16 protein-coding genes are annotated in these 20,667 nt (G+C 57.4%); 7 read left to right on the top strand and 9 right to left on the bottom strand.

All coding sequences use genetic code 11. From position 1 onward, the window contains the following. The first annotated feature begins 55 nt into the window (after positions 1-55). The 3 genes from ACMYSO_RS12695 to ACMYSO_RS12685 all read left to right on the top strand — a co-directional run bounded on the left by ACMYSO_RS12695 (position 56) and on the right by ACMYSO_RS12685 (position 5,220). Positions 56-2,062, top strand: a complete 2,007-nt coding sequence (locus ACMYSO_RS12695; RefSeq protein WP_434665038.1) for a sensor domain-containing phosphodiesterase — start codon at positions 56-58, stop codon at positions 2,060-2,062. Between the two features lie 155 nt (positions 2,063-2,217). Continuing rightward, entirely contained in the window at positions 2,218-3,504 is a 1,287-nt protein-coding gene (locus ACMYSO_RS12690) for a dicarboxylate/amino acid:cation symporter (protein WP_154144294.1), read from the top strand. Positions 3,505-3,723: 219 nt separating this feature from the next. Then, the gene (locus ACMYSO_RS12685; protein WP_434665035.1) at positions 3,724-5,220 is read left to right on the top strand and encodes a M16 family metallopeptidase; all 1,497 of its coding nucleotides are present in this window, start codon (positions 3,724-3,726) and stop codon (positions 5,218-5,220) included. Positions 5,221-5,332: 112 nt separating this feature from the next. On the opposite strand, the gene ACMYSO_RS12680 is transcribed toward ACMYSO_RS12685, so the two are convergent. The 4 genes from ACMYSO_RS12680 to ACMYSO_RS12665 all read right to left on the bottom strand — a co-directional run bounded on the left by ACMYSO_RS12680 (position 5,333) and on the right by ACMYSO_RS12665 (position 10,177). Next, positions 5,333-6,262 (bottom strand): sugar kinase, encoded by a 930-nt coding sequence (locus ACMYSO_RS12680; RefSeq protein WP_434665033.1) that lies wholly within the window; start codon positions 6,260-6,262, stop codon positions 5,333-5,335. A gap of 271 nt (positions 6,263-6,533) precedes the next feature. Continuing rightward, the gene (locus ACMYSO_RS12675; RefSeq protein ID WP_434665030.1) at positions 6,534-7,856 is read right to left on the bottom strand and encodes an MFS transporter; all 1,323 of its coding nucleotides are present in this window, start codon (positions 7,854-7,856) and stop codon (positions 6,534-6,536) included. A gap of 270 nt (positions 7,857-8,126) precedes the next feature. Continuing rightward, positions 8,127-9,158, bottom strand: coding sequence for an inner membrane protein YhjD (gene yhjD, locus ACMYSO_RS12670; protein ID WP_434582617.1), 1,032 nt, complete (start codon positions 9,156-9,158; stop codon positions 8,127-8,129). A gap of 119 nt (positions 9,159-9,277) precedes the next feature. Next, positions 9,278-10,177, bottom strand: a complete 900-nt coding sequence (locus ACMYSO_RS12665; protein ID WP_434665027.1) for a LysR family transcriptional regulator — start codon at positions 10,175-10,177, stop codon at positions 9,278-9,280. A gap of 119 nt (positions 10,178-10,296) precedes the next feature. On the opposite strand from ACMYSO_RS12665, the gene ACMYSO_RS12660 reads away from it, so the two are divergent. Beyond that, positions 10,297-11,055, top strand: coding sequence for an SDR family NAD(P)-dependent oxidoreductase (locus ACMYSO_RS12660; RefSeq protein ID WP_434665024.1), 759 nt, complete (start codon positions 10,297-10,299; stop codon positions 11,053-11,055). Positions 11,056-11,116: 61 nt separating this feature from the next. Here ACMYSO_RS12660 and ACMYSO_RS12655 read toward each other — a convergent pair whose 3' ends face one another. The 3 genes from ACMYSO_RS12655 to ACMYSO_RS12645 all read right to left on the bottom strand — a co-directional run bounded on the left by ACMYSO_RS12655 (position 11,117) and on the right by ACMYSO_RS12645 (position 14,782). Continuing rightward, positions 11,117-11,653 (bottom strand): GNAT family N-acetyltransferase, encoded by a 537-nt coding sequence (locus tag ACMYSO_RS12655; protein ID WP_434665021.1) that lies wholly within the window; start codon positions 11,651-11,653, stop codon positions 11,117-11,119. 67 nt (positions 11,654-11,720) lie between these two features. Continuing rightward, the gene (locus ACMYSO_RS12650) at positions 11,721-13,373 is read right to left on the bottom strand and encodes an alpha,alpha-trehalase (RefSeq protein ID WP_434665018.1); all 1,653 of its coding nucleotides are present in this window, start codon (positions 13,371-13,373) and stop codon (positions 11,721-11,723) included. A gap of 260 nt (positions 13,374-13,633) precedes the next feature. Further along, positions 13,634-14,782: an iron-containing alcohol dehydrogenase gene (locus ACMYSO_RS12645; RefSeq protein ID WP_434665015.1), complete on the bottom strand. Its 1,149-nt coding sequence runs from the start codon at positions 14,780-14,782 to the stop codon at positions 13,634-13,636. Positions 14,783-14,892: 110 nt separating this feature from the next. Here ACMYSO_RS12645 and ACMYSO_RS12640 point away from each other — a divergent pair, with 110 nt between their 5' ends. Both ACMYSO_RS12640 and ACMYSO_RS12635 read left to right on the top strand, forming a co-directional pair. Beyond that, positions 14,893-15,516: a glutathione S-transferase family protein gene (locus ACMYSO_RS12640; protein ID WP_434665012.1), complete on the top strand. Its 624-nt coding sequence runs from the start codon at positions 14,893-14,895 to the stop codon at positions 15,514-15,516. Positions 15,517-15,725: 209 nt separating this feature from the next. Next, entirely contained in the window at positions 15,726-16,829 is a 1,104-nt protein-coding gene (locus ACMYSO_RS12635; protein WP_434665010.1) for a serine hydrolase domain-containing protein, read from the top strand. Positions 16,830-16,848: 19 nt separating this feature from the next. On the opposite strand, the gene gorA is transcribed toward ACMYSO_RS12635, so the two are convergent. Both gorA and ACMYSO_RS12625 read right to left on the bottom strand, forming a co-directional pair. Beyond that, entirely contained in the window at positions 16,849-18,201 is a 1,353-nt protein-coding gene (gene gorA, locus ACMYSO_RS12630; RefSeq protein WP_434665007.1) for a glutathione-disulfide reductase, read from the bottom strand. A 97-nt stretch (positions 18,202-18,298) separates the two neighbouring features. Beyond that, positions 18,299-19,141, bottom strand: coding sequence for a 23S rRNA (adenine(2030)-N(6))-methyltransferase RlmJ (locus ACMYSO_RS12625; protein ID WP_434665004.1), 843 nt, complete (start codon positions 19,139-19,141; stop codon positions 18,299-18,301). Between the two features lie 193 nt (positions 19,142-19,334). On the opposite strand from ACMYSO_RS12625, the gene ACMYSO_RS12620 reads away from it, so the two are divergent. Beyond that, positions 19,335-20,606: an acid phosphatase gene (locus ACMYSO_RS12620; RefSeq protein WP_434665001.1), complete on the top strand. Its 1,272-nt coding sequence runs from the start codon at positions 19,335-19,337 to the stop codon at positions 20,604-20,606. Positions 20,607-20,667 lie beyond the last annotated feature (61 nt).

Genomic DNA, 20,667 nt, shown 5'->3' with positions numbered 1-20,667 from the left:
GACCGGTTTGATGGATCTAAACCGGGTATGTGTCAGGTATCAGTGGAGAACCCAGTTGCGCGTCAGCCGTTCACTTACAATTAAACAAATGGCGATGGTCGCGGGCGTGTCCATGGCATTTGTATTGGTCTTCTGCTCTATTTTACTGTTTCACTTTGTGCAACAGAATCGCTTTTCGACGGCCACGCACTTAGAAAGTATCGCTCGTGCGGTTCGCGAACCGCTGTCTTCGGCCATCCTGAAGGGGGATATTCCGGAAGCGGAAACCATCCTCAGCCGTATTCAGCCTGCTGGCATTGTCAGCCGGGCCGATGTGGTGTTGCCGAATCAATTCCAGGCGCTGCGGATGCGCTTTATCCCCGAACGCCCGGTGCCGGTGACCATCACCCGTATTTTCGAGCTGCCGATTCAGATATCGCTCCCGGTCTATTCGCTGGAAAGACCGGCTAACCCACAGCCGATTGCCTACCTGGTGCTGCAGGCTGATTCCTGGCAGACCTACAAATTCATCATGAGCGTGCTTTCTACGTTAGTGACCGCTTACTTCCTTTTGGTGCTTATCCTGACGGTCGCTATTACATGGTGTATCAACCGGCTGATGGTGCGCCCGCTGCGTAAAATAGCGCGCGAACTCAATGAAGTCTCGCAGCAGGACCGGCTGGGGCATCAGTTAACGCTGCCGCGACTGCACCATGATGATGAGCTGGGCCTGCTGGTGCGCAGCTATAACCGCAACCAGCAAACCCTGCTGCGTCAACACGACGAGCTGGCATTGCAATCCACCCGTTTCCCGGTGTCCGACCTGCCCAATAAAGCCTTCTTGATGGCGCTACTTGAGCAGACGGTGGCCCGACCGCAAACCTCAGCCCTGCTGGTGATTGCCTGTGAAACCCTGCAGGACACGGCTGGAGTGCTGAAAGAGACCCAGCGCGAGATCCTGCTGCTGACGCTGGTGGAAAAACTGCGCGGTATTATCCCGCCGCGGATGGTGCTGACCCAAATCAGCGGGTATGACTTTGCGATTCTGGCCCAGGGAATGAGCGAGCCCTGGCATGCGGTGACATTAAGTAAGCAAGTGCTCACTGTTATCAATGAACGGCTGCCGCTGCACGGTATCCAGCTGCGTCCTTGTGCCAGCGTAGGGATTGCGATGTTCAATGGCGAACTGACGGCGGAGCAACTCTACCGCCGGGCATTTTCCGCCGCGGTTGCCGCGCGCCATAAAGGGAAAAACCAGATTGAGTTTTTCGATCCCGCCCAGATGGAAAAAGCCCAGCGCCGGCTAATGGAAGAGCACGATATCCTGGCGGCACTGGATAACCATCAATTTGCTATCTGGCTTCAGCCGCAGGTGAATACCGCCAGCGGCGAGGTCTGCGGGGCGAAAGTGCTGTTGCGCCAGCATCAGGCCGATGGCAGCTGGTCGCTGCCGCCAGGCCTGCTTGAGCGCATCGACGCCTGCGGCCTGACGGTGCCGGTGGGCTATTGGGTGCTGGAAGCCGCCTGTCGCCAGCTCGCCTCGTGGCAAAGTGCGGGCATGATGTTGCCGCTGTCGGTGAGCGTCTCGCTCCTCCAGCTGCTGCATCACGACCGTGGCGCCGAAATGCTGACGTTACTCGAACGCTACCGTATTGCGCCGGGTACGCTGATCCTCGAGATTACCGACAGCCGTCGTCTGGATGACCCACAGATGGTGGTTTCGCTGCTGCGCCCGCTGCGTGATGCCGGCGTGCGTATTGCGATGGATGATTTTGGTATGGGGTACGCCGGGCTGCGTCAGCTTCAGCACCTGAAATCGCTGCCTGTCGACATTCTGAAAATCGATAAGGTATTTATTGATATGTTGCCCGAGGACACCAGCATGGTCCCGGCAATTATCCAGCTGGCGCGCGGCCTGAATCTGCACATTGTCGCCGAAGGGGTCGAAAAGCAGGAGCAGTATCTTTGGTTGCAGGCATCCGGTGTCGATGTCGTTCAGGGGCAACTTTCCGGCGATGCGGTAGCGCAAGATGCGTTTATCGGACTGTATCTCCACCAGCGTGAAGAGGGTGCAAGTTTGTAAAACCAGAGTAAACTTGTGCGTGTCAGTTCAAAGTTTTTAACAATTCCGTTGCATTATTGCGGTTAGTTATTTCTGAAATGTTTCCTTGGTGTTACTTTTAGGCCACAGACGCCATATGACCCCTCAATGTCTGTGGTTATACCTAAGGACACCCTATGAAAACCTCTCTGTTCAAAAGCCTCTATGTGCAGGTTTTGTCTGCCATCGCGATCGGTATTCTGCTGGGCCATTTCTACCCGGAACTTGGCGCGCAGATGAAACCCCTTGGCGACGCCTTCGTTAAACTGATTAAAATGGTGATCGCCCCGGTTATCTTCTGTACGGTCGTGACAGGGATTGCCGGGATGGAAAGCATGAAGGCCGTTGGCCGCACCGGTGCGGTGGCGCTGCTCTACTTTGAAGTAGTGAGTACCATCGCGCTGATTATCGGGCTGATCATTGTTAACGTTGTGCAACCCGGCGCGGGGATGAACGTCGACCCGGCTACGCTCGATGCACATGCTGTGGCGGTCTACGCCGAGCAGGCCAAAGAACAGGGGATTGTCGCCTTCCTGCTGGATATCATTCCCGGCAGCGTGATTGGCGCGTTTGCCAGTGGGAACATCCTGCAGGTGCTGATGTTTGCGGTGCTGTTCGGCTTTGCGTTGCACCGCCTCGGCAGCAAGGGTCAGCTCATTTTTAACGTCATTGAGAGCTTCTCTCAGGTGATCTTTGGCATCATCAATATGATCATGCGCCTGGCGCCGATCGGTGCCTTCGGGGCGATGGCCTTTACCATCGGTAAATATGGCGTGGGCTCCCTGGTGCAACTGGGGCAGCTGATCATCTGTTTCTACATCACCTGTATTCTCTTTGTGGTGGTGGTACTGGGTTCTATCGCCCGGATAACCGGCTTCAGCATCTTCAAATTTATCCGCTATATCCGCGAAGAACTGCTGATTGTTCTCGGGACTTCGTCGTCGGAATCGGCATTGCCGCGCATGCTGGATAAAATGGAAAAGCTGGGCTGTCGTAAATCGGTGGTCGGCCTGGTCATTCCAACCGGCTACTCCTTTAACCTTGATGGTACGTCGATCTATCTGACGATGGCGGCGGTCTTTATTGCCCAGGCGACCAACAGCCATATGGATATCTTCCATCAAATCACCCTGCTGGTGGTGCTGCTGCTCTCCTCTAAAGGGGCCGCGGGCGTGACGGGAAGTGGCTTTATCGTACTGGCGGCGACGATTTCGGCGGTGGGCCATTTACCGGTTGCCGGTCTGGCGCTGATTCTTGGGATTGACCGCTTTATGTCAGAAGCGCGTGCGCTGACCAACCTGGTGGGTAACGGTGTTGCAACAGTTGTGGTGGCAAAATGGGTCAAAGAGCTGGACACCCAACAGCTGGATGATGTCCTGAATAACCGCACGCCAGCGAACAAATCGCACGAATTATCCTCTTAAATCCTCCTGTTAAGCCCGTTGTCCTTGCTGGACTCCGGGCTCCTGCGCATAATTAGGCATCCTTCCCCGGCAGCGGGGGACGATGCCTTATGTTTATTTTACGTCTCCGTGTGACATTTTCATCTCCACGTGGTCTAAACGACGTACTTTGCTCACTCTCTTTTTGGCGGCCCGCGAGCGGGTTGCTTTTGTAACCAGGAATGTTCATCAGGGGTTCACATGCAGGGCACAAAAATTCGACTGTTAACGGGTGGTTTGCTGATGATGGCAGCGGCCGGTTATGTGCAAGCAGAAGCGCTCCAGCCGGACCCGGCCTGGCAACAGGGGACTCTCGCCAACGGACTCCAGTGGCAGGTTTTAGCCACTCCGCAGCGTCCCAGCGATCGTATTGAAGTCCGTCTGTTCGTGAATATTGGCTCGCTGAGTGAAAGCACTCAGCAGAGCGGCTTCACCCGCTTTATCCCGCGGCTGGCGTTGACACAGAGCGGTAGTCTGCCGACTATGCAGGCGCGCTCGTTGTGGCAGCAAAGCATCGATCCTAACCGTCCTATGCCGCCGGCGCTGGTCTCGTACAGCTACACCATGTTTAATCTCAGCCTGCCAAACAACCGAAACGACCTGCTCAAAGAGGCGTTAAACTGGCTCTCCGATGCCAGCGGTAAACTGGTGATCACGCCGGAATCGGTGAATCACGCCCTGCAGGGTGATGATATGGTGGCGACCTGGCCGCTTGACACCAAAGATGGCTGGTGGCGCTATCGCCTGAAAGGCTCCACAATGCTCGGCCATGACCCGGCCGCGCCGCTGAAACAGCCCGTCGATACGGCGCAGCTGAAGGCGTTTTATAAGAAGTGGTACACCCCGGACGCCATGACGCTGATTGTGGTGGGGAACGTCGATAGCCGCAGCGTGGCGGAGCAAATCAATAAAACCTTCGGTGAGCTGCAGGGCAAGCGCGAAACGCCGGCGGCGGTGCCGACGCTGGCGCCGTTGCCGACGACACCGGTTAGTATCATGAGCAACTCGGTGCGTCAGGATAAGCTGTCGATCATGTGGGATTCACCGTGGCAGCCGATCCGTGATTCGGTTGCGCTGCAACGCTACTGGCGCGATGACCTGGCGCGTGAGGCGTTGTTCTGGCATGTTCAGCAGAGCCTGAGTCGTGGCAACGTCAAAGATGTGAACCTTGGTTTCGACTGCCGGGTGCTCTATCAGCGCGCGCAGTGCGCCATCAATATCGAATCGCCGGGCAATAAACTCAACGCTAACCTGAGCGCGGTCTCCCGTGAGCTGGCGAAGGTCCGTGATAACGGCCTGCCGGAAGAAGAGTTTGATGCCCTGATCGCCCAGAAAAATCTGGAGCTGCAGAAACTGTTTGCTACCTATGCGCGTACCGACACCGATATCCTGATTAGCCAACGTACGCGTTCGCTGCAAAATCAGGTGGTCGATATCGCGCCGGAGCAGTATCAGAAACTGCGTCAGGAGTTCCTTGATTCGCTGACCGTCGACATGCTGAACCAGTATCTGCGACAGCAGCTGTCGCAGGATATGGCGCTGGTATTACAGCAGCCGCAGGGCGAACCGGAATACGATATGAAGGATCTGAAAGCGACGTGGGAACGGTTGATGATGCCGCCTCCGGCTGCGGCAACCAGCGCGGACAGCGCCGGGGAAGCGCATAGCGAGGTCACGGATATTCCACCTGCACAGTAATGTCTCCGCAGGCCCGGGAGCTTTCCCGGGCCACCTGCAACATCACAGATAGCTCCGGTCAGCGTAGCGCGACCGGGGAATCTCCCCGAATCGCGCCATTCACGACGGTAAGTTACAGCGGCATCGCTTCACGCGGGATAATCGCCCCACGATACTGAATCACCGTGCTGGCGGTCAGGTGCCCACGTCTGGCGGCTGACTCGGCATCGCCACCGGTCAGGCGTACCGCCAGATAACCGGCACTGAAGGAGTCCCCGGCCGCTGTGGTATCCACTACCTGCTCTTTTGGCAGCTTCACGGCCGGTACGTCCAGCAGTGGTTGACCCGCAACGGCCACCAGGCAGGAATCCGCCCCGCGTTTTACCACGACTTCACTCACGCCTGCGGCCTGCGTCCGGGCAATCACTTCATCAACCGGCTTTTCACCCCACAACGCATCTTCATCATCCAGCGTCAGGAAGGCGATATCGGTGCAGGTCAGCATTTGTTGGTAGACCTGCTGTGTCTCTTTCTTGCTGGCCCACAGACGCGGACGGTAGTTGTTGTCAAAAATGACCTTGCCACCGTTAGCGCGGCATTCGCACAGCAGGGTCAGCAGTTTTTCACGGCTGGTCGGGCTGAGGATCGCCAGGCTGATCCCGCTGAGATAGAGGTAATCAAAGGTTGCCAGCTCTTCACAGATGGCGGCAGAGTGCTCGCTCTCCAGCCAGAATTTCGCGGCGGCTTCGTTGCGCCAGTAGTAAAAGGTGCGCTCGCCGGTATCGTCGGTTTCGATGTAGTACAGCCCCGGCAGGCGGTCAGCCATGCGCTGAATCAGGCCAGTCTGCACGTTCTCCTGCTGCCAGGCGTCCAGCATCTGCTGGCTGAATGCATCCGTACCTAACGCGGTCACATAGTGTACGGCGAGATCGCTGGCATCGGTCTGACGCGCCATATAGACCGAAGTGTTTAAGGTATCGCCGCCAAATCCGCGGTTTACCGCCGCGTGTTTCTCTGACAGCTCAATCATACATTCGCCAATGACGGCAATTTTTTTAGACATAGTCATGACCTGAGATGGAATCGAATTTAACGCTAGTGTGCGCTGTGCCGTTTTTATGGTCAATTATATTAAAACAATGTTCCATTATTTTTTTGACCTGACGCGCGTAATGTGACGAAAAACGCATTTGTCAGTGCAATATGGCGTTCCAGACAGGGTTTTTCATCAACGTGAGGTACAGGCAATCGCAGCGAAAGTGGGGATCAACGGGGGCAGAAGTGAGCAGGAGTGAGAATGTGCTGCCCGACGACATGCGCCGGGCAGCAGGTGATTACAGTGACTGGTGGCGCGTTTCGTGGGTTAACAGCAACGCGATCAGCGTCAACCCGGCCATCGCCGCCAGGTAGATGCCCACCGCCGCCAGACCGTAGTGACCCTGCAGCCAGGCCGCAATGTACGGTGCAACGGAGGCGCCGAGAATCGACGACACGTTATAGGAGAACGAGGCACCGGTGTAGCGGACTTCAGTCGGGAACAACTCCGGCAGCAGGGCGCCCATCGGGCCAAACGTCAGCCCCATCAGGCTTAAGCCCAGCAGCAGGAAGGCAAAGACGAGGATCGGTTCGCCGGAACCCAGCAGCGGTTTAAAGGCGAACAGCGCGAAGAGGATAATCATCGAGGTAATGACGATCATGCTCTTACGACGACCAAACGCATCCGCCAGAAGGCCGGCAACCGGCACCATTACGCCGAAACCAATCACCGCCATCATCAACATCCACAGCACTTCATTACGCGGCAGGCCAAGGCCGACCGGCGCCGCGCCGGTGCTGAACGTCATGGAATAGACGGTCATGATATAGAACAGGGTGTAGGTGGCCAGCATGATGAAGGTGCCCAGCACGGTCACGCGCACATGCTTGGTCAGCAGGGTACCCAGCGGAATTTTGACCTGTTTCTTCGCCGCGGCAATTTTGGCGAAGACCGGCGTTTCATGCAGCGAAACACGGACATACAGCCCAATAATGACCAGCACGGCGGAGAAGATAAACGGCACGCGCCAGCCCCATTCCATAAACTGCTGGTCGGTCAGCAGCCAGGAGAGCAGCAGGAAGGTGCCATTGGCAAAGAAGAAGCCGATAGGTGCACCCAGCTGTGGGAAAGAACCGTACAGCGCACGTTTACGCGGCGGGGCGTTTTCGGTCGCCAGCAGCGCAGCGCCTCCCCACTCACCACCGAGGCCCAGACCCTGACCAAAGCGCGCCAGCGCCAGCAGCATCGGTGCCAGAATACCAATGCTCTCGTAGCCAGGCAGCAGGCCGATAATGACCGTGGAAATCCCCATGGTCAGCAGAGAGGCCACCAGCGTGACTTTACGCCCGACGCGATCGCCGAAGTGGCCGAACAGCGCGGAACCAATCGGACGTGCGACGAAGGCAATGGCGAATGTTGCCAGCGACTGGAGCGTCGCGGCAGCAGGATCGCCTTGCGGGAAGAAAATGTGCGGGAATACGATCACCGCGGCGGTGGCATAGATATAGAAGTCGAAGAACTCAATGGCGGTACCGATGAGTGACGCGACGACGACCTTGTTGCGCGAGTTAACCGGTGCGGTTTCCTGCGAGTTGTCGAGTGTGGTGGCTGTGGCTTGCATAAATCTTTCTTATTTTTTGCGGACGAAAGGTCATATAGCCACAGCAAAAGGGACATTTCAATCTGTAACAGAGCCTGCCGGAGGCTAAAAAACAGGCAAAAAGCGGATAATTTTTACACCAGAAAAATAACTTCTATGAAACACTTAACATAAATAAAAAAATAGCAGATAAAACCAGTTTTAAGTTAAATAAAAGTTACACGTTGGATTTATCTGCTGAAATGATGAATCGGACTGAATTTTGCGTCTTTACTCAGTCCGATGGTATCGCTAATCGTGAGTTTTTCCCGGCATCCGCCGGTCGTCTTTGTACTCGGCGGTGGCAATCCAGGCCGCGCAGAACAACGTCAGGCGGGCGAAGAAATAGAAGAAGGCCATCAGTCCCAGCACCGAACCAAATGCCGCGCCGGACGGCGATTTCACGAGGGCAGGCAGCGTCCAGGTCATGATCATCTTGATGATCTCAAAGCCGATGGCAGCAATCAGTGTGCCGCGAATCAGCGCTTTACGCCGCGGGCGGTGGCGCGGCAGACGCCAGAAGATCCAGAAAAACAGCAGATAGTTAGCGAAGATAGAAATGGCGAGGCCGATCAGCCGCCAGGCTGGTTTTAACCACTCGATATAATCGAGATACAGCGCCGAGATAATCATCTGCTGCGCTGAACCGGCCACGGAGGTGATCGACAGAGTGACGACCAACGCCACCAGCAGGCCAATCAGCGAGATAAAATCACGGAAGTATTTCACCCAAATTTTTTCCTGGTCCTGCGGCGTGCGCTCCCACACGTCGCGCGACTGGGCGCGAATGGCCTCACGGAGGTTACCCATCCAGTTGATCCCGGAGTACAGCGCCACCAGCAGACCGACCAGTCCGACGGCGGTACGCTGCTGTACGGCGGTATTAATGGTGTTTTTCAGGGTTGCCGCCAGGGTGGGATCGCTGACGTTGAGCAGAATTTTATCGAAAATATCCTGCAGCAGCGTCGGGTGCCAGGCCAGAACAAAACCGGCAGCGGCGAAGGAGACCATCAGAATGGGGATCATCGACAAGAACGAGAAGTAGGTGATGGCCGCACCGAACTGGTTGCCCATGCGGTCATTGAAGCGTTCGGCCGCACGCAGCAGGTGCGCAATAATCGGGTTGCGCTGCACTTTCCCGGCGGTCCCGGTTACGCTCTTCAACGCCTGATTGGCCTTCTGTGCCACGGCGGAATCGTTGATGGCGGCCAGCTTACTTTTGCTTTTTTCTGGCGACTGGCCCGGCTCCTGGGGTGGGCGTTTACTGTCGTTTTCCGGTGTCATTCGTTATTTCTTCCTTTTTTTACAACGAGGTTCTACAAAATTATATACGTAAAACCTGCGAGGGGCTTGCCTTGCACCCAATCCGGCACCGCAGACTACAGCATAAAGCGCTGTGGCGCTTAATCGACGTACTCTTTCATGACTCCCCCCAGCCACTCCATAAACAGATGCACCCGCCGGGAAAGGTTGCGGCGGTGAGGGTAGATCAGGGACACCTGCAACGGCTCTGCGCGATACTGCGGCAGAATTTCAATCATCTCGCCGGTGCGTAGCGTCTCACGCACGCCGGTGCGCGGAACCTGAATAATCCCCAGACCTGCCAGACAGGCGGCCTGATAAGTTTCGGTGCTGTTGACGGTGAGCACCCCGCCGGTTTTCACCCAGCGGACCAGGCCGTCACCCACCACTTCAAACCCCAGCGGCCGTGCGCCAGGAGTGCTCGCATAGTGGATCAGGGCATGATCGGCCAGATCCTCGAGCGTGGTCGGGTAACCGAAGCGCGATAAGTATTGCGGGCTGGCGCAGTTAATTTGCGTCAGCTTGCCCAGCGGACGGGCAACCAGGCCAGAATCTTTCAGCGTGCCGACGCGCACCACGCAATCAAAACCTTCGCGAATCACGTCCACCAGTCGGTCGCTACTGCTGAGCTCCAGCTCAATCCCCGGATACTGCTGCAAAAACGCCGGCAGGCGCGGAATAATTAGTTTTTTGGCCACCCCAACCGGCATATCCACCCGCAGGCGGCCGCTGATGCTGGAGGGATCGTGCTGAAACATGCCGTCCAGTTCGTCGAGATTACTCAGCAGGTCTTTGGCGCGTTCGTAGTAGACCATACCATCCTGTGTGAGCTGTACCCGGCGGGTAGTGCGGTGCAGCAGGCGGACGCCGAGGTGGTTTTCCAGCGCCTGAATCTGGCGCGAAACGCTGCCTTTCGGCAGGCTCAGGGTATCGGCGGCGCGGGAAAAACTCTCCAGTTCTGCCACCCGAATGAACAGCTGCATTGCGTGAATTTTATCCATACCGAGACCTGATTGTTGTCGTAATTGAAACAGTAAAACGTAATCTAGCGTATTTATTGATTTACTTGCAGCTAATAAGCTCTGTTACCAGACAAACGTAACTGAGAAGGGGTTTTCTGATGACACAACGTATTGCTTTAGTGACCGGTGGCAGCCGTGGACTGGGAAAAAATGCAGCGCTGAAGCTGGCAGCGAAGGGAACCGACATTATTCTCACTTACCACAGTAACCAGCAGGCTGCGCTGGAAGTGGTGCAGGAAATTGAACTAAAAGGAGTGAAAGCGGCAGCATTAGCGCTAAATGTCGGCGATACGGCGAGCTTCGAAAGCTTTGCGCAAAATGTGGCGGATGTGCTGGAGCAGCGCTGGCAGCGTGATACCTTTGATTATTTATTGAACAACGCCGGTATAGGGTTAAACGTCCCCTTTGCCGAGACCAGCGAAGCGCAGTTTGATGAGTTGATGAATATCCAGTTTAAAGGCCCGTTCTTCCTGACCCAGCGCCTGCTGCCGCTGATCGCGGATAAAGGACGCATCCTCAATGTGTCGAGCGGGCTGGCTCGCTTTGCCCTGCCGGGTTATTCCGCCTATGCCGCGATGAAAGGGGCGATGGAGGTGCTGACCCGCTATCAGGCGAAGGAGTTGGGGGCGCGCGGTATTTCAGTGAACATTATTGCTCCTGGCGCGATAGAGACCGATTTTGGCGGCGGTGCGGTACGTGATAATGCGCAGCTTAATCAGCATATTGCGGCGCAGACCGCCCTCGGACGGGTCGGTTTACCGGATGATATTGGTGATGCTATTGCCGCGCTGTTGAGCGATGACCTGGGATGGATGAACGCCCAACGCGTGGAAGTCTCCGGCGGGATGTTTCTGTAATCACGGCCAGTGTGGCTGAGGGGCGCCCGGACCTGGGCCGGCGGCGGCGTGGAGCCGCCGCTCACTCCGGCGGATGGTAATCGCGGCGCAGCAGGCCAAACAGCCAGTCATTGTGCCAGCGGCCGTTCAGCCAGTAGCATTCGCGCAGCTCGCCTTCCTGCAGGAAACCCATCTTCTGGAGCAGGTTGCGTGAGGCAATGTTTCCGACGGTGACGGTGGCGGTCAGGCGCCGTATACCGCCGGTGTGAAAGGCGAAATCACAGAGGGCACGCAGGGATTCATAGCCATAACCGCGACCCTGCGCCGTGGGGGTAAATAAAAACCCGACTTCCGCGCAATCGCCCTCCAGGTGCCGGTAACCGGTCAGGCCCAACGGTACGCCGGTTTCCAGATTGCGCACGACCAGACATAACCACTGCTTTGCGCCTGGCGACCACGGTGGAATGCGTGAATCAAAGGCCTCTCGGATTTCTGACAGCGGGCGCGTATCGGCGATATAGAGCATCACCTGCGGATCCCGCTGCAGCGTGAGAAAAAAAGACCAGTCTTCCAGCTTCAGCGGTGAGCAGTGCAGTCGTGGCGTAATCAGTTCGGTCATACAACGATTCCTGCGGGGAGTTGTTGTATGACGATAACAGGACCTGAGCGGGCGGAATAGCACCTGGTTATAAGGGTTCGCCGTAAAGCCCGATCAGCCGACGCACCACGCCGTTGGTCCAGCCAAAGCCATCCTGCAACGGATATTCGCCGCCGCCACCGGCATGGGGAACGCTGCTGGCGATATGGTATTTCTCAATCAGCTTATGGTGCTGCTTGTAGAAATGGTTCACAGTGCGCAGCCAGCTGTGGGCGATTTCGTCGCCGAGCGCGTCCTGGCCATACATTTTAAAGCCCTGCACCGCCATCCATTGCAACGGCGCCCAGCCGTTGGGCTTATCCCACTGCTCTCCGCTGTCGTACTCGGTGGCCATAATCCCACCGGGGGTTAACAGGCGGGCGCGGACCGCCGCGGCCAACCGGTTCGCCTGTTCGTGGGTGGCCATTCCGACATACAGCGCCACGATGCTGGCGGCGGAAAACAGCGCCAGCTGCTCACGCCGCCAGTCGTAGTCGCGAAAGCAACCGCTCTCCTCGTCCCACAGATAGCGGTTTACCGCAGCCCGACGCTCGCTGGCCTTGTGGCGGAAAGCGGCTTCCACCTCCCGGTCGCCATTGAGTCCGCTAAGATTGGCGATGGTGTTTTCCAGTTTGAACAAGAACGCGTTCAAATCGATAGGGATGAACTGGGTGGTGCGGATGCTCGCCAGCCGGGTCATTTCGCGTAGCCAGCGGCTGGAATAGTCCCAGCCGCTGGCGGCACCGGCGCGCAGATCGCGATAGACCTCATTGGCCGGGCGTCCGGAGTGCCTTGCGGTTTCGACATCTTCTCGCCAGGATTCATCGCGCGGCGTATCCCGGTCGTCCCAGTAGCGGTTCAGCAGCGAGCCGTCCGGCATACGCACCACATGGCGATAGGCCTGGTTGGGGATTAACGATTCGGCGCCGTCCATCCAGAACTGGTACTCCAGCTTCAGATGATCGAGATAACGCCGCGCTCCGCGTACGCCATCTTCCTCAAACAGCTCCACCATCAGGGCAAAGACCGGCGGCTGCGAGCGGCTGAGATAATAGGTGCGGTTGCCGTTGGGGATATGCCCGTAGGTCTCGATCATCCAGGCAAAGTTATCCGCCATGCATTTCAGCAGGTCCTCGCGGCCGCTTTCCGCCAGCCCCAGCATGGTGAAATAGGAGTCCCAGTAGTAGGTTTCGCTAAAGCGCCCGCCGGGCACGATATACGACTGCGGCAGCGCCAGCAGCGACGACCAGGGAATATGGTCCTGCGGCTCGCGGGTGAGGAACGGCCAAAGGTGATCGATATGCTCTTTCAGCGATCGATCGGGATCGGAGATGTAATCTTCCGCCCGATGATCCGGCAGCCAGAAGTGATCTTCGACGAACTGTCGCAGATCGAACCCCGGCACCCGCTTTTGCCGACGATAGGAGATCAAAATATCCAGCGGATCCTGCCTGGGCGCACAGTCGGGGAAGGTTTTGCTGTCGGCAAAGATGCGCGAGCGCTGAACGTGGGTAAACAGCTCCAGATAACGGTCGGCGGGCGTCAGGGCATCCGAGGCCGGAAAGCCTTCGATGATCTCCGGCTCCGGTTCAGCATCGAACATTTCATCCAGTTTTAACTCATACGGATCGACGCCGTAGCGCAGTTCGTCTTCGATCGGCAGCGCGTTGCCATTATCGTTGCGTAATGTCTGGCTGGACATAGTGATACGGACCTCCGGATCGCGTCAGTTCAGGGCGCCGGGCCTCTCCCGGCCTGATTAATAAGCGTAGTCATTCGCTTCGGTGTTCGGGAGAAAAACTGTGCGTCGCGTCACAGTTATCAGCGAGAGAAGGCAACGATGTATTTTATAATTTACTGATTTTAAACATAAAATATTCGCAATGGTGCCGCCATGAGCATCCGGCTGCGGCGCCATCGTTTTTGCAACAAAATCTAATTATGGCGAATGGGATGGGGAAATCAGTCCCAGGCCGCCTCTAGCATCTCCAGCATCTGTTCGCTATCGAGACGTGCTGGGTTGGCTTTCATTGATGAAGAGCTGCTGGCGGCCAGCGCCGCGGGTTCCAGGGCCTCGTGCGGCACTCCCAGATCGCGCAGATTCCCCAGCCCGGCGCGACGGCTCCAGTCGCGCAGGCTATCCCAGGCCGTTTCCGCCTCGATGTTCAGCCCGTCAGCCAGCCACTGCCGGACCTCGGCAAAGCGCCCGCGGATTGCAGGATCGCTAATCTGCGACTCATTGAGCGCAAGCCCGTAAGGCAGCAGGCTGCCGCAGAGCGCGCCGTGTGAAGCAGGGCTCAGGCCACCCAACGGGCCAGCCAGCCCGTGGATCACGCCAAGTCCGGCATTGGCCAGCGCCAGGCCACCGCACAGGCTGACCCAGGCCATCTCATCACGGCTGTCCGGACACTCTTTTGTCATCAGCGTATTGAGCGCCTTGATCCCCCGCGGAATAGCCGCCCGGCACAGTGCATCGGTGAAGGGATTCGCCCGGGTACACAGCCAGGGTTCGATGAGCTGGGTGATGGCATCAAGGCCGGAGCCGAGCGTCACCGCGCGCGGGGAGTTATCGGTGAGCGCCGGGTCGACAATCGCCAGGTCCGGTAGCATGCGGTCATCGCGCAGGCTGACTTTGCGCTGCTGCTGGGTGACGTTAATCACCGCATTCTTCGTCACTTCCGCGCCGGTGCCGGCGGTGGTTGGGATCGCAACAAACGGCAGCGGCTGCGCTTCTAATTGCCGCCCGTTGCCCACCACTTCCAGATAATCAATCACCGGCCCGGATGCTGGCACCAGCGCGGCAATGGCTTTCCCCGCGTCGATTACCGCGCCGCCGCCGAGGCTGACCACCGCGCCGATGCCCTGTTCACGCGCCAGACGTACCCCCTGTTCGATATCTTCCAGACAGGGTTCTCGGGTGACGGACAGGGTCACTACATGGATTTCCTGGGCATGAAGGGCGTCCAGTAAAAACTGCGCCCGTTGCGGGCTGGCGCCGTGGATCAGGAGGACCTGAGCGGTATGCTGCGCCAGCCAGGGGGCGGCGCTCCCGGCAAGACCGCGACCAAAACGGATATTGCCCGGCGTTAAAACGTTAAACGGAGTCAGCATGGCGGGTTCCTGTGTCAGCAAAAAAGACTGAAATCAACTATACCCGAAATACTTCAAGCTGCCTTTTAGAGTAGGGTGAAAGAGACGTCTCATCGCTAAAGGAATTCACAATGCTAAGCATACTGGGCAAACGCACCTCAATTAACGTGCGTAAAGTGTTATGGACCTGCGAGGAAGCAGGGCTGGAGTATCAGCAGGAGGATTACGGCAGCGGCTTCCAGCCGACCGACACGGCGGCGTTTCTCGCCCTTAACCCCAACGGTCTGGTGCCGGTGCTGCTGGATGACGATGTGGTTCTGTGGGAGTCCAACAGTATCTGCCGCTATCTGGCGCGCAAAGCCGGACGGGAAGATCTGCTGCCCGTGGCGCCACGACAGGCAGCGGATGTTGAACGCTGGATGGACTGGCAGGCCACCGAGTTCAACAATGCCTGGCGCTATGCGTTTATGGGCCTGGTGCGTAAAGACCCGCGTTTTCAGGATCCGGCGGCGCTCAAAGAGAGTATTGCGGCGTGGACCCGCTGCGTACAGATCGTCGAGTCGCAGCTTCAGCAAACCGGTGGCTGGGTCACGGGGGCGCATTTTACGCTAGCGGATATTGTGCTTGGCCTGTCGGTGCATCGCTGGAAAATGACCCCGTTTGCCCATCCGGAGATGCCGGCAGTGGAGCACTGGTATATGGCGCTGAACCAACGTCCGGCATTTATGCGTCATGGCAATAATGGTACGGCGTGATGGGGAAAAGATGTCCAGAATTGGATAAAAACGGTGATATTTTCAGCCTGTTCGCTTTGCAATGAGCGTTGACAGCCGTTACGATCCAGGCCTCTTGGCTTCTCCCCATTGGTTTCAGTACGGCAGGAAGGTATGGTTTGAACAGGCAGCTGAGCCCTGTGTTATTGGCGTCACTGCTGCTTGTAGGATGCTCCGGAACGCTCTCGCAAATGAGCGTTCCCTCTGATGCCACCACTCTGGTTGCGCAAAACGGGCAACCGATGCCCGTCGATGCCTTCGTCACCCGCTATATGCAGCAAAAGCAGGTCAGTGGCGTGGTGGTGGCGATCATCCATCATAATGGCCCGGCAGAATTTCACTGCTATGGGGTAACCGACAGTAAAAACCAGTACCCGATCGCCCCGGACACGCTTTTTGCGCTGGGCTCCCTGAGCAAAGGGACCACCGCCGAAGTGATAACCTTGCTGGTGAACGAAGGGCGGCTGCACTGGGATGATACGCTGCTCACGTTGCTGCCTCCAGGCACGCCGCTGAGCAATGATGCTAAAAAAATCACCCTGTTACAGCTGGTGACCCACACTTCCGGCCTGCCGCGTCAGCCAATGAACCTGCTGTCGCTGGAACATCTGCTGGCCTATCTGAGCGACGGCGAAAACTTCTACCATGAGCTGGATAGCGACAAGGTGCTGGGCTATCTGAGCACCTTTAACGCTCCCGCAAGCCGTGAACCCGAATACTCCAATCTGGGCTACGCGATCCTCGGCTACATCCTCAACTATCAAACCGGTGAGTCGGTGGAAACCCTGGCGTCGCGGATGATTTTTCAGCCGCTGGCAATGCGCAATACCAGCTATGCGCCACAGACGCTGCGCGGCTATCCGCAGCGGGCCCTTGGCCATGCGGGCGACCAGCCGAAGTTTAAATCTCGCGGCGCGTTGACCCCGGACTGGCAGTTCAGCAACAACATGGTGGGGGCGGCGAGCCTGTACAGCAACGCCCGCGACCTGATTGAATACGCCCGCGCCCATTTCTCACCGACCCATCATGCCGCGTTGGATAAGGCTTTTGCCGACGTCAGCGTCGAGTACTATGCGCGGGAAAAAGAGGCGGCCAATATTGCCTGGGTAACCGATACCCTTGGCGAGCAGAAAATTACCTATCAGGTGGGGTATATCGGCGGCTATGCCAGCTATATCGGTTTCGATAAAGTGCATCAGAATGCGGTGGTGGTGCTGCAAAATAGCTTTAACTGGAGTAACTACATCGGTCACGCGATCCTGCAAAATCAGGAGCCGACAAAAAAAGCCCCGTGAGAACACGGGGCCGGGAGGATTAACGCATGGTGACGAACTCTTCCGCTGCGGTCGGGTGAATCGCCACGGTGTTGTCGAAGTCCTTCTTGGTTGCGCCCATTTTCAGCGCGACCGCGAAGCCCTGCAGCATTTCATCCATGCCGAAACCGATGCCGTGAATGCCGACAATCTTCTCTTCCGGACCGACGCAAACCAGCTTCATGCGGCACGGCTGGCGGTGTGAGGTTACGGCGGTGTACATGGCGGTGAAGGAGGATTTATAGACCTTCACGGCGTCATCGCCATACTGCTCGCGCGCCTGCGGTTCGGTTAAACCGACGGTGCCGATCGGCGGGTGGCTGAAGACTACGGTTGGGATATTGCTGTAGTCCAGATGTTCGTCCGGCTTGTTGTTGAACAGACGTTCGGACAGGCGACGACCCGCGGCTACCGCCACCGGCGTCAGCTCGACCGCACCGGTGTTATCGCCCACGGCGTAGATGCCTGCCACGTTGGTGTTCTGGAATTTATCTACCGCGATATAGCCTTTGTCGTTGGTTTTTACGCCAGCGGCTGCCAGGTTGATATTGTCGTTCGCCGGTTCACGACCGATGGCCCAGATCAGGCAATCGACGGTCTGGCTACGGCCATCTTCCAGCGCCAGCGTCAGGCTGCCGTCCGCGTTTTTCACTACCGCTTTCGGGATTGAAGTGGTGTGCAGCTGCGGCCCTTCGGCGTTCATTACCTCAACCAGCGTGTCGACGATCAGCGGATCGAAGCTGCGCAGCGGCGCGTGTTTACGCACGAACAGGTGGGTTTCGGCACCCAGGCCATTGATCACGCCCGCCAGCTCAACGGCGATATAGCCCGCACCGACCACGGCAACGCGTTTTGGCAGTGCCGGCAGTTCGAAGAAACCGTCGGAGTCGATGCCATACTCAGCGCCCGGAATCGACGGATGGCTCGGACGGCCGCCGGTGGCAATCAGGATATGATCGGCGGTGATGGTCTCGCCGTTCACTTCCACGGTATGCGCGTCGACAAAACGGGCAAAGCCTTTGATCACATCGACCTTGTTTTTGCCCAGCACGTTGTCGTAAGAGGTATGAATACGATCGATATACGCGCTGCGGCTGGCGACCAGCTTATCCCAGTCGAAGTGATTGATGGTGGCGTCGAAACCGTAATCCGGACCGTACAGATGAATCGCTTCGCGAATCTGCGCCGCATGCCACATCACTTTCTTCGGTACGCAGCCGACGTTCACGCAGGTGCCGCCCAGATCTTTAGCTTCAATCAGCGCGCACTTTTGGCCATACATTGCCGCACGGTTAATGGAGGCGATACCGCCGCTGCCGCCGCCGATAGCGATGTAGTCATAATGTTTGCTCATAGCGTATATCCTTAGAAGAGCCTGTCGAGCAGGCTCTTAATCGTTGATTGACCGCGATTGTAGCGCGAGGCGTAAAAGGTTCCACCGATGGTTGCGATTACTCAGGGACGATCCAACTGACGGTGGCATGGCCATTTCCCGTCGGCGACAGCTTCTTATGCAGCCACGGCAGCACGTTGTTCATCTGCTGTTCCAGCTTCCACGGCGGGTTGATAACGATCATCCCGGAAGCGGTCATGCCGCGCTGGTCGCTATCCGGGCGCACGGCGAGTTCAATTTGCATGATTTTGCGAATGCCGGTGGCTTCCAGCTCTTTGATCATGCGTTTAATTTGCGCACGCAGGACCACCGGATACCACAGCGCGTAGGTGCCTGTGGCAAAGCGTTTATAGCCTTCATGGATCCCGGCCACCACGGCCTGGTAATCGCTTTTAATTTCATACGGCGGGTCGATAAGCACCAGGCCACGACGGGAGACGGGTGGAAGCTTCGCCTTCAGTTGCTGATAGCCATCGGCCTTAGCCACCCGCGCGCGGTTGTCTTTCTGAAATTCAGAACGCAGCAGCGGGAAATCGCTCGGGTGCAGTTCGGTCAGATCCAGGCTGTCCTGCTCGCGCAGCAGCTGGCGGGCAATCAGCGGAGAGCCCGGATAGTAGCGCAGCTGACCGCTGCGGTTGAAATGCTGGAGCACGGAAATATAGGCTTCCATCTCGGCCGGCAGGTCGTCCTGCTGCCAGATGCGGGCGATCCCTTCGAGGTATTCACCGGTGCGTTCGGCGTGTTCGCCGCTCAGCTGATAGCGACCCGCGCCAGCGTGGGTGTCCAGGTAGAGAAACGGTTTTTCTTTCTCTTTCAGCGATTCAATGATCAGACTCTGAACGGTGTGTTTAAGGACGTCGGCGTGGTTGCCTGCGTGAAAGCTGTGGCGATAACTGAGCATGGATGCAGAGATTCCGGGAATTGAACAAGATTACCGATAGTTTACCGCAGATCCGCCCAGATTACCGCTGCGGTGCCATGCTGTTTCAATCGTGATGAAAGGGTTGCAAAACGTGAATGAGTCATAAAAGTGTCAAAAATCCGCGCTAGCGTCGCGAGCAGGCAAGGTAATTGTTTGAATAAAAGGAAAAATAATGAAACTGCAAATCACACTTTTGACATCAGCACTGATCCTGGCGCTACCGGCACTGGCAAAAGAGATTCCGTTGAACCAGGCGGCGGCGATCGCCAGCAGCGTCACCCCCGCGGCGGCCAGCCCGGCCTTTGACGACCTCGAAAGTCAGACGTTGACCCGGCTACGCGCGGCGCTGAAAGGGGATGCCGCAACGCTCACCCGCGACCAACTGGAGCACGCGAAACAGAGTAAAACTCAGGCAGACAAGGCCTGGCTGAAGGCCAGCGGCTACGATTTTCAGGCTAAAGCGAACCAGCAGGCGGGGATTGAGCTGCTTTCGGCATTCAGCAAACTCCCTGATTCGGTGGTGAAAGATAACCTCGCTACCGTCACCGCCATTAACCGTGATGCCACTCAGGCGGCCCGTCATCAGGCACTGGCGGATGCGGAAGGGATTAGCTATCTCTACTTCCTCAGCGATGCGCTGGGCCCGCGGCTGGGGAAAGCCTTCCTCACCGCCTACGATAAAGGCGAGCTGGGCAAAGCGGCGGCGTTGATTAAGGCCAGTGAAGTCAGCACCGGGGCGGCGAAAAAGCATTTTAACAATCCGCGCCCGTTCCTGATTCAGGGCAATACTATTCATCTGGTGCCGGACGACGTGGTGGTCAAGGATAACCAACCCTATACCGCCGACGGCGGCTCGTTCCCCAGCGGACACACCAATACCGGCTATACCGATGCCTTGCTGATGGCCGAGATGATACCTGAGCGCTTTGATGCCCTGGTGACGCGCGGCGCGCGCTACGGCTACTCCCGTATCGTGCTTGGCGTACATTACCCGCTGGATGTGATGGGGTCGCGGATGGTGGCGCAACGTAACGTCGCGCACTACCTCAACGACGCGAAGTATCACGCGCTATTCAATGAGGCGCGCGATCAGCTGCGCGCGGCGCTGGAAAAAGAGTGCGGCACGTCGCTTGCCGAATGCGCAAAATCCGCCGGGAAAGACGATCCCTATCGCGATCCGGCCATGAACGCCTTTTACCTGTTCACCATGACCTATAACCTGGCGCAGCAGAAGGGCGAAAAGCCGGGGATGGCAGTGCCTGAAGGGGCGGAGGTACTGCTGGAGACCGCACTGCCGCATCTTTCAGGGGCGCAGCGTCGGGCGTTGATGGTGAAAACTGCGCTCCCGGCGGGCTACCCGCTGTCGGGCGAGACCGCCGACCAGCAGTTCTGGCAACGCCTGAATCTACCGGCGGCGTATCAGATGGCGCAGAAAGCGCATTAATCTCACATATCCCGGCGAAGCATCGCGCCAGCCGGGATTTTGCTCAACGGCCGGGCTTATT

The sequence above is a fragment of the Klebsiella sp. B345 genome (assembly GCF_051131735.1).
Taxonomy (GTDB): Bacteria; Pseudomonadota; Gammaproteobacteria; order Enterobacterales; family Enterobacteriaceae; genus Klebsiella.
The sequence above is the reverse complement of the archived record's forward strand: the minus strand, read 5'-3'. Positions and strand labels throughout refer to the sequence as shown.